This is a genomic window from Janthinobacterium sp. UMAB-56, assembly GCF_900095265.1.
Lineage (GTDB): Bacteria > Pseudomonadota > Gammaproteobacteria > Burkholderiales > Burkholderiaceae_D > Janthinobacterium.
In genome coordinates, this window is sequence record NZ_LT607661.1 from 1 (window position 1) to 13,267 (window position 13,267).

The window sequence follows — 13,267 nt, forward strand, 5'->3', positions numbered from 1 at the left end:
TCTTGCTAACTACTTGATTCTAAACAATTCGGTGGTGGAGACGGCGGGAATCGAACCCGCGTCCGCAAGCACTCTACAGACAGTTCTACATACTTAGCACTATCATTTAATTTAACTCAGCCAGCACGGATGTGCACGTTATGGGCAAGCGAGTTACCTATTATTTAGTCGGACGCTAAGTAACCCAGCATACGACGAGTCCCTGTAAATGACTCTAGAGCTTTTGACGGCCCACCCCAGGGACGAGGTGTTCTAGAGCTAACAGCGATTAAGCTGCCAGTGCGTACGAGTTATCGTTTGCAGTTAAGTTTTTTCAGGTTGTATTTACGAGGTAGCCCGCCCTCGGTATGCCCTGCGCTGCTTTGCAACCCACGTCGAAACCAGGTCGTCCCCACAGAACCTTCATTGTAGCGCAATCCGCCCACTCTTGCATGATGCATTCGTATCGACGTGCGACAAGTCCGGCACAGGATGATTTATGCCGCCAGTTGCCGCTCCTGTGCCGCCTTCACCACCGCGCTGACCAGTTCCAGCAACGCTTGCGGCGTGTCCAGCAGGTGGTCGGCGTTCCAGTGCAGCGGTTCGGTGGGGCCGCAGTAGCCCCAGGCGCAGGCCACCGTGCGCATGCCGGCGGCGCGGCCGGCCTGGATGTCGCGCAGGTCGTCGCCCACGTACCAGCAGTCTTGCGGTGCCAGGTCCAGGCGGCGCGCCGCTTCCAGCAGGGGGGCGGGGTGCGGTTTCGGGTGCGCCATGGTGTCGCCCGAGATCACGCAGCCGGCCGCGCCCAGGCCGATCTGGCCCACCAGCGGGTCGGTGAAGCGGGCGGCCTTGTTGGTCACCACGCCCCAGGCCAGGCCCAGCGCTTGCAAGCCGTCGAGCAGGGCAGGGATGCCGTTAAATAGACGGCTTTCCAAGGCCAGGGCTGCTGCGTAATTGCTCAGGAAGCCGTCTTTCAGGGCTTCGTAGCCGCTTTCGCCAGGGCCTATGCCATACGACGCGCCTATCATGCCGCGCGCGCCTGCCGAGGCCGTGGGGCGCAGGATGTCATACGGGGTCGGCGCCAGGCCGGCGCGCGCGCGCAACAGGTTGATGGCCGCTGCCAGGTCGGGCGCGGTGTCGGCCAGGGTGCCGTCGAGGTCAAACAGGATGGCGCGCGGGGCTGGCAGATGGTCAGTAATCATGGCGGGCGAAATGTGTCAAGAGGGAATGAAAAATGGCGGCCGCAGCCGCCTTGTATTGTGCGTGATGGTTACAGTGGCCGGGTGCAGGCCACCAGATAATTGACGCTGGTATCGTTATTAAGTGAGTAAATTTTGGTCAGCGGATTGTAGCCCATGCCGCGCATGCTGTTGACGTCCAGGCCAGCGCTGCGCAGGTACTGCGACAGTTCGGCCGGGGTGATGAATTTGTCATAGTCGTGCGTGCCTTTCGGCAGCAGGCGCAGCAGGTATTCGGCGCCCAGGATGGCGAACAGATACGCTTTCGGGTTGCGGTTCAGGGTCGACAGGAAGAGGTGGCCGCCCGGTTTCACCAGGGTGGCGCAAGCCTTGACGATGGCGGCGGGGTCCGGCACGTGTTCGAGCATTTCCATGCACGTCACGACGTCGTACTGGCCTGCCTCTTCTTCGGCCATGGCTTCGGCGGCGATCAGTTTGTAGCGTACCTTGGCGCCCGATTCCAGGCTGTGCAGGTCGGCAACTTTCAAGGCCTTTTCGGACAGGTCGATGCCCGTCACGTCGGCACCCTTGCGGGCCATCGATTCGGCCAGGATGCCGCCGCCGCAGCCGATGTCGATCACGCGCTTGCCGGCCAGCGGCACTTTCGCGTTGATCCATTCCAGGCGCAGGGGGTTAATTTCGTGCAGGGGACGAAACTCGGAAGTGGGGTCCCACCAGCGGTGGGCCAGCTCACTGAATTTTTGGATTTCGAGAGGGTCGGCGTTCATAGGTCGAATAATAGCGGCAATTTTACAATCGGGCAGCCACGGACGAAAAAAAACCCCGCCGTGGCGGGGTTTTTCATGCTGTTCTTGACTTGCGCGATGACTTGGGGCAAGTCCAGAGCTTCAGCTATTACTTGTTGCGGGTACCAACAACTTCGATTTCCACGCGACGGTTTTTCGCACGGCCTTCGGCAGTTTTGTTATCAGCAACAGGTTGTTTCTCGCCTTTGCCTTCGGTGTACACGCGGTTGCTTTCAACGCCTTTGGTGACCAGGTAGGCTTTGACAGCATCAGCACGACGTACCGACAGTTTTTGGTTGTAAGCATCGGTGCCGACGGAGTCGGTGTGACCCACAGCGATGATGACTTCCAGGTTGATGCCGCCCAGTTGTGCGGACAGTTCGTCCAGCTTGGCTTTGCCTTCTGGCTTCAGCGTAGCTTTGTCGAAATCGAAGAATGCATCAGCGGCGAAGCTGACTTTTTCCGAGGTTGGAGCAACGACGACCGGTACTGGCACGACAGGTGCTGGTGCTGGTGCAGGTACGACTGGCGCTGGTGGGGCTACGCATTTGCCGTCTTGCAGGGTTTCTGGCTCTACGCACAGTGGCACGTCGCAACCTGGCACCGCGTCAGCAGGTGTCCAGTAGCCGGTACGCCAGCACAGACCGAATGGGTCACGCACGATCACGCCGCGGGCATCTTGCACGTAAGCGCTTTTTGGGCTTGGTGCTTTGATGTCAGTGGTAACTGGCGCGAACGGTGGGGAGGTTGGGGTTTGGGCCGAAGCCGAGCCAGCAATCACTGCGGATGCAGCGAAAAACAGCGTTACAAATTTATTCATTCTTTTTTCCTTTCGGGGGGTGATATCCGCAGAACAACACTGCGCTACTGGTGCTACGTGCCAAGATTTTATCATGTAGACCATATGCGCTCGTTTCAGATTGCGAAACTAGCAATTAACTTCCCAGTCATTTTGCCACACGCATCAGTGGCACACGACCGTGGTTAAATCAAAGCCTGCGCGATTTTAGATCGTACGTTGTTTTCGCGCAACGAAAATGCCCATTTGTAACGCATCTGTAACAATTGATCGCTTTTTTTGCCACTTTTTAGGGCAGGTGTCTTGAACTGGTATTGCCATTGTGCATTATCGAGAGGGCTGGCTGCACGCCGCCGGTGCAAACTGCCTGTCTTGTCGGTATGGCCAATTTGTACAGGTAGCTGGGCGCGCATGCTAAAATCGTGCGCTTGACTGTTAAGAGTGTCGAGCAAATGCCCACGGCGGCGACGTATGACCAGGAGCTACCCTTGCGGTACCCGTTCTGGCTGTGCCGCCAGCCCGCCGATTTGTACAGGCACTCTGCGACATGGAAGCCGGGCCGCGCCAGCAGCGCGCGGCGCGGCGTCCACGACGACAGCCACCCAGGATATGCAGTATTGCGTCATACATTGCGTAACAGATAAGTTAACCACAGCCTGAGATCAGTCGAACCGCCAATGGATCAATTCGCAAAAGAAACAATTCCTATTTCCCTCGAAGAAGAGATGCGCAAGAGCTACCTCGATTACGCCATGAGCGTGATCGTCGGTCGCGCCTTGCCCGATGCGCGCGATGGCTTGAAGCCAGTGCACCGCCGCGTCTTGTTCGCGATGCATGAAATGAATAACGTGTGGAACCGCCCTTACGTCAAGTGCGCCCGCGTGGTCGGCGAAACCATGGGTAAATACCATCCCCACGGCGATGCCTCGATCTACGACACACTGGTGCGCATGGCGCAAGATTTTTCGCTGCGCTACATGCTCGTCGATGGCCAGGGCAACTTCGGTTCCGTCGACGGCGATGGCGCCGCGGCGATGCGTTACACCGAGTGCCGCCTGGACAAGATCGCCAGCGAGCTGCTGGCCGATATCGACAAGGACACCGTCGACTTCCAGCCCAACTACGACGGCAAGGAAAAGGAACCGACGGTCTTGCCGACGCGTATTCCTAACCTGCTGATCAATGGCTCGTCCGGTATCGCGGTCGGCATGGCGACGAATATTCCGCCACATAACATCACCGAAGTCATCGACGGTGCGCTGCACGTGCTGCGCAACCCCGAGTGCACGATCGATGAATTGATCGAACTGATCCCGGCGCCGGACTTCCCGACGGCCGGCATCATCTATGGCGTGTCCGGCGTGCGCGACGGCTACCGCACGGGCCGTGGCCGCGTCGTCATGCGCGCCAAGACCCACTTCGAAGAATACGGCAAGGATGGCGGCCGCATCGCCATCATCGTCGACGAGCTGCCATTCCAGGTCAACAAGAAATCCTTGCTGGAACGCATCGCCGAAAACGTGCGCGACAAGAAGCTCGACGGCATTTCCGACATCCGCGACGAATCCGACAAGTCGGGCATGCGCGTGGTGATCGAGCTGAAACGGGGCGAAGTGCCGGAAGTGGTGCTGAACAACCTGTACAAGCAGACCCAGTTGCAAGACACCTTCGGCATGAATATGGTGGCCCTGGTCGATGGCCAGCCGAAGCTGCTGAACCTCAAGCAGATGCTGCAATGCTTCCTGTCGCACCGCCGCGAAGTGGTCACGCGCCGCACCGTGTTCGAACTGCGCAAGGCGCGCGAACGCGGTCACGTGCTCGAAGGCCTGGCGGTCGCGCTGGCCAACATCGATGACTTCATCGCCATCATCAAGGCCGCGCCGACGCCGCCGATCGCCAAGGTCGAGCTGATGGCCAAGGCCTGGGATTCGTCTGTCGTGCGCGAAATGCTGGCCCGCACGGGTGACGGCACGACGCCAGGCGGCATCGATGCCTACCGTCCGGAAAACCTGCCCAAGCACTACGGCATGCAGACGGATGGCCTGTACAAGCTGTCGGACGACCAGGCGCAGGAAATCTTGCAGATGCGCCTGCAGCGCCTGACCGGCCTGGAACAGGACAAGATCGTCAACGAGTACAAGGACGTGATGGAACATATCGCCGACTTGCTCGACATCCTGGCCAAGCCGGAACGCGTCACCGTCATCATCACCGATGAAATGACGGCGGCGAAAAACGAATACGGCGCCGGCAACAAGGATGTGCGCCGCTCGCAGATCGAGTTGAATGCGACCGACCTGGAGACGGAAGACCTGATCACGCCGCAGGACATGGTCGTGACCCTGTCGCACACTGGCTACATGAAGGCGCAGCCGATTTCCGAATACCGCGCGCAGAAGCGCGGCGGACGCGGCAAGCAGGCCATGGCGACCAAAGAGGAAGACTGGATCGACCAGCTGTTCATCGCCAATACGCACGACTACATCCTGTGCTTCTCGGATCGTGGCCGCATGTACTGGCTGAAGGTGTGGGAAGTGCCGCAAGGCTCGCGCAACTCGCGCGGCAAGCCGATCGTCAACATGTTCCCGCTGCAGGACAACGAAAAGATCACCGTGATCCTGCCGCTGTCGGGCGAGAACCGCACGTTCCCGGAAGACCATTACGTGTTCATGTCGACCAGCCTCGGTACCGTCAAGAAGACGCCGCTGAAGGACTTCAGCAATCCACGCAAGGCCGGCATCATCGCGGTCGACCTGGACGACGGCGACTTCCTGATCGGCGCGGCGCTGACCGACGGCCAGCACGACGTGATGCTGTTCTCCGATTCGGGCAAGGCAGTGCGCTTCGACGAAAACGATGTGCGTCCGATGGGCCGCACGGCGCGCGGCGTGCGCGGCATGAATCTGGAAGAAGGCCAGCACGTGATCGCCCTGCTGGTGGCCGAGAACGAGCAGCAGTCGGTGCTGACGGCCACGGAAAACGGTTACGGCAAGCGTACGCCGATCACCGAGTACACGCGCCATGGCCGTGGCACGAAAGGCATGATCGCCATCCAGACCAGCGAGCGTAACGGTAAAGTGGTTGCCGCGACCCTGGTCGATACCAGCGATGAAATCATGCTGATCACCACCGGTGGCGTCCTGATCCGCACCCGCGTGTCGGAAATCCGCGAGATGGGCCGCGCCACGCAGGGCGTGACCCTGATCGCCGTGGAAGACGGCACCAAGCTGTCCGGCCTGCAGCGCGTAGTGGAAACTGATATCGACGAAGTCGAGCTGACGACGGAGGCCGGCCTGGATGCTGCGGCTGCGCCGGCAGCGGCTGAACCAGCCGATCCGGCCCAGCCGGAGTAAGATGATTGGGGCTCTTTCGGGAGCCCCAATTGCTATTGGCGTGCCACTTGCGGCGCCAGCTTTGTCTACCCTCAGGTAGTTCCCCCCGCTTTTGTAAAGTCCCGCATGCCATGAGAAAAATCGTCGCCACCTTCTTCGCCGCGTTTTCGCTGGCCTTTCTTGCGACCCTGCCGGCCCTGGCCCAGAGTACGCAAGCCACGCCCGCGCGCCAGGCCGCGCCCAGCCCCGCCATGACGGTGGCCGTGCGGCGCATGCTCGACGCGATGCAGTTCCCGCAACTGACGCGCAGTATCTTCGACCAGATGCTGCAGACGGTGCCCGCCATGATCCGCCAGTCGGCGCAGCAGCAAATCATCAGCAACCCCAAGCTGGACGAGCAGCGCAAGGCGCGCGCGCTGGCCAGCGCCGAAGAGGAAATCCCCTTCGCCATCGCGACCCTGACGCAGGTGCTGGCCGACCCGACGCTGATCGACGAGCTGGCCGCCGAAATGGTGCCCCTGTATGCGCGCTTTTACACGGTGCAGGAAGTCCAGCAGCTGACGACCTTCTACCAGACGCCTCTCGGACGCAAGATGCTGGCCACCATGCCGCAACTGTCTGCCGAATCGATGGCCATCAGCCAGCGCGTGCTGACTCCCCGCGTGAATGCCGTGCTCGACCAGGTCATGCGGGCGGCCACGAAGTCGCCCCAATAATTCCATCTGACTAAGGACCGTATCGTGACCCATATCTACAATTTCTCCGCCGGCCCTGCCGTCCTGCCCAAGGAAGTGCTGGCACAGGCGGCCTTTGAAATGCAGGACTGGCATGGCAGCGGCATGTCGGTGATGGAAATGAGCCACCGTGGTCCCGAATTCATTTCCATCTACAAGCAGGCGGTGGCCGACCTGCGCGAGCTGCTGGCCGTGCCTGACAACTACAGGATTCTGTTCCTGCAGGGCGGTGGCCTGGGCGAGAACGCCATCATCCCGATGAACCTGGTGGGCCTGGCCGCGCAGCAGCCGGCCACCATCGATTTCGTGCACACGGGCTCGTGGTCGGGCAAGTCGATCCAGGAAGCGGCCAAGTATGCCAAGGTCAACGTGGCCGCGTCATCCAAGGCCGCCCATTTCACGGGCGTGCCGCCAGCTTCCGAATGGAAGCTGACGCCGGGAGCCGCCTACCTGCACCTGTGCACCAATGAAACCATCGACGGCGTGGAATTCCAGCAGGCGCCGAACGTGCCAGCAGGGACCACCATCGTGGCCGACATGTCCTCGCACATTTTGTCGCGCGTGATCGACGTGTCGCAATACGGCGTCATCTTCGGCGGCGCGCAGAAAAATATCGGCCCGGCCGGCCTGACCCTGGTCATCGTGCGCGAAGACTTGCTGGGCAAGGCCTTGCCGATCTGCCCATCGGCTTTTGACTGGAGCATCGTGGCCGAACACGAGTCGATGTACAACACGCCGCCCACCTACGGCATCTATATCGCCGGCCTAGTTTTCCAGTGGCTCAAACGCCAAGGTGGCGTGGCAGCCATGGAACAGCGTAATATTGAGAAAGCGGCGCTGCTGTATGCGGCGCTCGATGCGGACGACTTCTACCAGAACCGGGTCGACCCCGCATACCGCTCGCGCATGACCATCCCGTTCTATCTGCGCGACGAAAGTCTGAACGACGCATTCCTGGCCGGCGCCAAGCAGCGCGGCCTGCTGCAACTGAAGGGCCACAAGTCCGTCGGGGGCATGCGTGCATCGATTTATAACGCGATGCCGATCGAGGGCGTGCAAGCCCTGGTCAACTATTTGAACGAGTTTGCCGGACGCTGAGTCGCATAGACGACCGCGCCGGCCCGCCGCCGGCGCAGGCCGCGCGGCCATGATTGAAGTACAGCTGACGAAACAAACAACCATGACCGATAAATTGAAACCGCTGCGCGAGCAGATCGACGCGATCGACGCGCAAATCCTCGAGCTGCTGAACCGCCGCGCGCAAATCGCCCAGCAAGTGGGCCACGTGAAGGCCGAGACGCAGGCGCCCGTGTTCCGCCCCGAGCGCGAGGCGCAGGTGCTGCGCGGCGTGGCCGAGCGCAATCCCGGCCCCATGGGTGACCGCGAAGTGCAGACCATCTTCCGCGAAATCATGTCTTCCTGCCGCTCGCTGGAAAAGCGCGTCACCGTGGCCTACCTTGGCCCCGCCGGCACCTTCAGCGAACAGGCCGTGTATCAGCAGTTCGGCAGCGCCGTCGAAGGCTTGCCGTGCGCGTCCATCGATGAAGTGTTCCGTTCCGCCGAAGCGGGAACGGCGGACTTCGGCGTGGTGCCGATCGAGAATTCCTCGGAAGGCGCCGTCAACCGCACCCTGGACATGATGCTGCAGACGAGCCTCATCATCAGCGGCGAGGTATCGATTGCCGTGCACCACAGCCTGATGACGAAGAGTGGCAACATGGATGGCGTCACCTCCATCTGCGCCCATTCGCAGGCGCTGGCGCAGTGCCAGGTGTGGCTGAACCACAACTACCCGCACATCGCCCGCCACGCCGTGGCCTCGAACGCCGAAGCTGCCCGCATGGCCGGCGCAGATGGCACAGTGGCGGCGATTGCCAGCGAACTGGCGGGCGCGCAGTACAAACTGGGCGTGGTCAAGGGCCATATCCAGGACGACCCGCACAACCGCACGCGCTTTGCCATCGTGGGCACCTTGCAGACGGCGCCGTCGGGCAAGGACCAGACTTCGCTGGTGCTGGCCGTGCCGAACAAGGCGGGCGCCGTGTACCAGTTGCTGGCGCCCCTGGCGAAACACGGCGTGTCGATGACGCGCTTCGAGTCGCGCCCGGCGCGCATGGGCAGCTGGGAGTATTATTTCTATGTCGACGTGGAGGGCCACGTGCATGATGCAGCCGTCGCCCAGGCGCTGGCCGAGTTGCAGAGCAATGCGGCGTTTTTCAAGGTACTGGGGTCGTATCCGGTCAGCCTGTGAAGTTGTCGCTATTCCAACAATTACCCACTTTGTAAAGAGCACCATGTCTAAAAATATCGGTCCAGAATACGTCCGCGCCATCGCCCCTTATCAGAGCGGCAAACCGATCGCGGAAGTCGCGCGCGAATTCGGCCTCGACGAGGCAGCCATCGTCAAGCTGGCGTCGAATGAAAACCCGTACGGCATGCCGGCATCGGCCAAGCAGGCGATGATCGCCGCCATCGACGACCTGGGCCGCTACCCGGACGCCAACGGCTTTGACTTGAAAGCCGTGCTGTCCAAGCGCTATGACGTGCCGGCCGACTGGATCACCCTGGGCAATGGCAGCAATGACATCCTGGAAATCGCCGCGCATGCATTTGTACAGCATGGCCAATCCGTGGTGTACTCGCAGTACTCGTTCGCCGTGTACGCGCTGGCCACGCAAGGCCTGGGCGCGCGCCACCTCGTCGTGCCGGCGCAAGCGTACGGCCATGACCTCGACGCCATGGCGGCGGCGATCGCCGACGACACGCGCTTGATCTTCATCGCCAACCCGAACAACCCGACCGGCACTTTCCTGTCGGCCGCGCAGCTCGAAGCGTTCCTGCAGAAAGTGCCGCAGCACGTGGTAGTGGTGCTGGATGAAGCCTACAACGAATTCCTCTCGGCCGACGACCAGTACGAGTCGACGGCGTGGGTGCGCCAGTATCCGAACCTGGTGGTCTCGCGCACCTTGTCGAAGGCCTATGGCCTGGCCGGCCTGCGCATCGGCTTCGCCATCGCCCAGCCGGCGCTGACAGACCTGATGAACCGCATCCGCCAGCCATTCAACGTCAATTCGCTGGCGCAGGCGGCCGCCATTGCCGCCCTGAACGACAAGGCCTTCCTCGAGCAAAGCGCGCGCAACAACGCGGCCGGTTACCAGCAGTTCACGCAAGCGTTCACGCAGCTTGGCCTGGAATTCGTGCCGTCGCACGGCAATTTCGTGCTGGTCAAAGTGGGCGACGATGATGAAGCGGGCGCGCGCGTTAACCTGGCGCTGCTGCAACAGGGCGTGATCGTGCGCCCTGTGGGCAGCTACGGCTTGCCGCAATGGTTGCGCATTTCCATCGGCCTGCCGCAGGAAAATGCCGTCTTCATCGCCGCGCTGACGAAAGCGCTGGCCTGACGATATGACGACGCCTGCACTGAACAAGGTAGTTATCTTTGGCGTAGGCCTGATCGGCGGCTCGTTCGCGCGCGCTCTGAAACACGCAGGTGCGGTGGGCACGGTGGTCGGCATGGGCCGTTCATCGGCCTCGCTGGCGCGCGCGCTCGAACTGGGCATCATCGACGAGATCGGCGGCGACATGGCCAGTGCGATGGCTGGCGCCGACCTGGTGCTGCTGGCCGCGCCCGTGGCGCAGACGGGCGCCATCCTGGCGTCCGTCGCGCCGCACCTGCAAGCGGGCACCATCGTCACCGATGCTGGCAGCACGAAGGGCGACGTGGTGGCGGCCGCGCGCGCGGCGCTCGGCGGCAAGGTGGGGCAATTCGTCCCCGGCCACCCGATCGCGGGACGCGAGACGAATGGCCCCGATGCGGCCATCATCGATCTGTATCAAGGCAAGAAAGTGGTGCTCACGCCGCTGGCGGAAAATGGCGCGCTTGACGTCGAACGGGTGGCGGCCGCGTGGCGCGCCTGCGGCGCCATCGTGCATACATTGACGCCCGAAGAACATGACCAGGTGTTTGCCGCCGTCAGCCATCTGCCGCATCTGCTGGCCTTTGCGCTGGTCGACGACATTGCCAACAAACCACACGCTGGCCGGCTGTTTCAATATGCGGCCAGCGGCTTTCGCGACTTTACGCGCATCGCCGGCTCATCGCCGGAAATGTGGCGCGACATCAGCCTGGCCAACCAGCCGGCGCTGCTGCACGAACTGGACGCCTACCTGGCGCAGTTGACGACTTTGCGCGCCCACCTGGCCGCCAACGACGGCGCCGCCATCGAGGGCGTGTATGCGAACGCCCAACACGCGCGCCAGCAATGGATCGAGGCGATTGAAACGGCGGAAATACCAGCCGCGCCCGCACTATAAATACTCAAGGATTCCAGCATGACCCAGACCAAGCACTACCCCCATCATATCGATTTGGAACCGGTGATGCACGCCGAAGGCACGGTGCGCCTGCCCGGTTCGAAAAGCATTTCCAACCGCGTGCTGCTGCTGGCCGCGCTGGCCAAGGGCACGACGAAAATCATCGACTTGCTCGCTTCCGACGACACCTTTGTCATGCTCACGGCCTTGACCTCGCTGGGCGTGAAATGGACGCAGGATGAATTGACGGGCGACCCGGCCACGGCACACCAGGTACACCACGTGGAAGGCTGCGGCGGCGTCTTCCCGCACCACGAGGCGGACCTGTTCATGGGGAATGCCGGCACGGCGATACGCCCGCTGACGGCGGCGCTGGCCGTGATCGGCGGCGACTACACCCTGCATGGCGTGTCGCGCATGCACGAGCGTCCCATCGGCGACCTGGTCGACGCGCTGAACGCGGTCGGCACGCAGATCGACTACACGGGCGAGCAGGGCTTCCCGCCGCTGCGCATCCGCCGCGGCCACATCCACGCGCAGCGCATCGCCGTGCGCGGCAACGTGTCGAGCCAGTTCCTGACGGCCCTCCTGATGGTGGCGCCATTGATGGCGCGCGAGCATGCGGTGACCATCGAAGTAACGGGCGAGCTGATCTCGAAGCCCTACATCGAGATCACGCTGAACCTGATGCGCCGTTTCGGCGTGACGGTCGAGCATGACGGCTGGCAGTCGTTCACCGTGCAGCCGGGCCAGCAATATCAAAGCCCGGGCACCATCCACGTCGAAGGCGACGCCTCGTCGGCCTCGTATTTCCTGGCGGCCGGCGCCATCGGTGGCGGCCCTGTGCGCGTCGAAGGCGTGGGGCGCGACAGCATCCAGGGCGACGTGCGTTTCGTCGAAGCCCTGCAGCAGATGGGCGCGACCATCACCATGGGCGAGAACTGGATCGAGGCGCGCTCGAACGGCGTGCTGAAAGCCGTCGACATGGATTTCAACCACATTCCCGACGCGGCCATGACCATCGCCGTGGCCGCCCTGTACGCGGACGGCACCAGCACCTTGCGCAATATCGCCAGCTGGAGGGTGAAGGAAACGGACCGCCTGACCGCCATGGCAACGGAATTGCGCAAGCTGGGCGCCGCAGTGGAAGAGGGCGTTGACTTCCTGCGCGTGACGCCGCCGGCCCACATTGCCGCCGCCACCATCGACACCTATGACGACCATCGCATGGCCATGTGCTTTTCGCTGGCCTCGCTCGATGGCGCGGCGCGGCGTGGCAACGCCATGCGCATCAACGACCCGAAATGCGTGGCCAAGACCTTCCCCGAGTATTTCGCCGCGTTTGCGGGGATAGCCAAAGACACCTTGATTTAATTGATTGTTTAATACTATGTCGACTTTTAACATTCCCGTCATCGCCATCGACGGCCCCACCGCTTCCGGCAAGGGCACGGTGGCGCACCGCGTGGCCGACAAGCTCGGCTTTCATTACCTGGACTCGGGCGCGCTGTACCGGCTGACGGCCCTGAGCGCGCTGCGCCGCGGCACCGACTTGCGCGATGAGCATGCGCTGGCCAAGCTGGCCGAGCACTTGCCCTGCCATTTTGCGGGCGGCGAGATACTGCTGGCACAGGAAAATGTCACCGAGCAGATCCGTGCCGAAGAAGTGGGCAATACGGCGTCAAAAATCGCCGTGTTGCCAACGGTGCGCCATGCCCTGGTGAGTTTGCAGCTGGGCTTTCGCAAGACGCCGGGCCTGGTGGCCGACGGGCGCGACATGGGCACGGTGATCTTCCCGCATGCCCAATTGAAGGTATTCCTCACCGCCAGCGTCGAGGCGCGCGCACAACGGCGCTACAAGCAATTGATAGACAAGGGTTTTTCTGCTAATATGGAAGACCTTCTGATGGATTTGCAGGCGCGGGACGAACGTGATACTCACCGTGCGATTGCGCCGCTGGTCCCTGCGGAAGGGGCGCATGTCCTCGATACGTCGGCAATGACGGCAGATGTTGCCGTTGAAACCGTGTTGAAATGGTATGCCTCCGTTGCGAAATAGTGTGATTTCTATGCTATGTGGTGCCCGTTGACGGCTCCTGGCCTGTCCGGGTGTGTCAAAAACCTA

Annotated in this window: 12 protein-coding genes and 1 other RNA gene; 8 read left to right on the top strand and 5 right to left on the bottom strand. The window is 61.9% G+C overall.

Annotation, left to right across the window (positions count from 1 at the left end; all coding sequences use genetic code 11):
- Positions 1 to 32 precede the first annotated feature (32 nt).
- The 5 genes from ssrA to K0F85_RS18680 all read right to left on the bottom strand — a co-directional run bounded on the left by ssrA (position 33) and on the right by K0F85_RS18680 (position 3,175).
- Positions 33 to 393: a transfer-messenger RNA gene (ssrA, locus tag K0F85_RS18660) on the bottom strand.
- Positions 394 to 476: 83 nt separating this feature from the next.
- Entirely contained in the window at positions 477 to 1,181 is a 705-nt protein-coding gene (locus K0F85_RS18665) for an HAD family hydrolase (protein WP_219117458.1), read from the bottom strand.
- A gap of 68 nt (positions 1,182 to 1,249) precedes the next feature.
- A complete protein-coding gene (gene ubiG / locus K0F85_RS18670; protein WP_219117459.1) occupies positions 1,250 to 1,945 on the bottom strand; it encodes a bifunctional 2-polyprenyl-6-hydroxyphenol methylase/3-demethylubiquinol 3-O-methyltransferase UbiG in 696 nt (231 codons plus the stop codon).
- Between the two features lie 127 nt (positions 1,946 to 2,072).
- Complete coding sequence (ompA, locus tag K0F85_RS18675) at positions 2,073 to 2,783, bottom strand: outer membrane protein OmpA (RefSeq protein WP_035825645.1); 711 nt, start codon at positions 2,781 to 2,783, stop codon at positions 2,073 to 2,075.
- 164 nt (positions 2,784 to 2,947) lie between these two features.
- The gene (locus K0F85_RS18680; protein ID WP_219117460.1) at positions 2,948 to 3,175 is read right to left on the bottom strand and encodes a hypothetical protein; all 228 of its coding nucleotides are present in this window, start codon (positions 3,173 to 3,175) and stop codon (positions 2,948 to 2,950) included.
- A 264-nt stretch (positions 3,176 to 3,439) separates the two neighbouring features.
- On the opposite strand from K0F85_RS18680, the gene gyrA reads away from it, so the two are divergent.
- The 8 genes from gyrA (at position 3,440) to cmk (ending at position 13,201) form a co-directional block, all read left to right on the top strand.
- Positions 3,440 to 6,115 (top strand): DNA gyrase subunit A, encoded by a 2,676-nt coding sequence (gene gyrA, locus K0F85_RS18685; protein ID WP_219117461.1) that lies wholly within the window; start codon positions 3,440 to 3,442, stop codon positions 6,113 to 6,115.
- A gap of 110 nt (positions 6,116 to 6,225) precedes the next feature.
- Complete coding sequence (locus K0F85_RS18690; protein WP_219117462.1) at positions 6,226 to 6,810, top strand: DUF2059 domain-containing protein; 585 nt, start codon at positions 6,226 to 6,228, stop codon at positions 6,808 to 6,810.
- 24 nt (positions 6,811 to 6,834) lie between these two features.
- On the top strand, positions 6,835 to 7,926 hold the full coding sequence (gene serC, locus K0F85_RS18695) for a 3-phosphoserine/phosphohydroxythreonine transaminase (protein ID WP_219117463.1): 1,092 nt from the start codon (positions 6,835 to 6,837) through the stop codon (positions 7,924 to 7,926).
- Positions 7,927 to 8,008: 82 nt separating this feature from the next.
- Positions 8,009 to 9,079 carry a prephenate dehydratase gene (gene pheA / locus K0F85_RS18700; RefSeq protein WP_219117464.1) on the top strand — a complete coding sequence of 357 codons (1,071 nt, stop codon included), beginning with the start codon at positions 8,009 to 8,011 and terminating at the stop codon, positions 9,077 to 9,079.
- A 43-nt stretch (positions 9,080 to 9,122) separates the two neighbouring features.
- Positions 9,123 to 10,229 (top strand): histidinol-phosphate transaminase, encoded by a 1,107-nt coding sequence (gene hisC / locus K0F85_RS18705; RefSeq protein WP_219117465.1) that lies wholly within the window; start codon positions 9,123 to 9,125, stop codon positions 10,227 to 10,229.
- 4 nt (positions 10,230 to 10,233) lie between these two features.
- Positions 10,234 to 11,142, top strand: coding sequence for a prephenate dehydrogenase/arogenate dehydrogenase family protein (locus K0F85_RS18710; RefSeq protein WP_219117466.1), 909 nt, complete (start codon positions 10,234 to 10,236; stop codon positions 11,140 to 11,142).
- Positions 11,143 to 11,160: 18 nt separating this feature from the next.
- Positions 11,161 to 12,516 (top strand): 3-phosphoshikimate 1-carboxyvinyltransferase, encoded by a 1,356-nt coding sequence (gene aroA / locus K0F85_RS18715; RefSeq protein WP_219117467.1) that lies wholly within the window; start codon positions 11,161 to 11,163, stop codon positions 12,514 to 12,516.
- 16 nt (positions 12,517 to 12,532) lie between these two features.
- Positions 12,533 to 13,201, top strand: a complete 669-nt coding sequence (gene cmk / locus K0F85_RS18720; RefSeq protein ID WP_219117468.1) for a (d)CMP kinase — start codon at positions 12,533 to 12,535, stop codon at positions 13,199 to 13,201.
- The last annotated feature ends 66 nt before the right edge of the window (positions 13,202 to 13,267 follow it).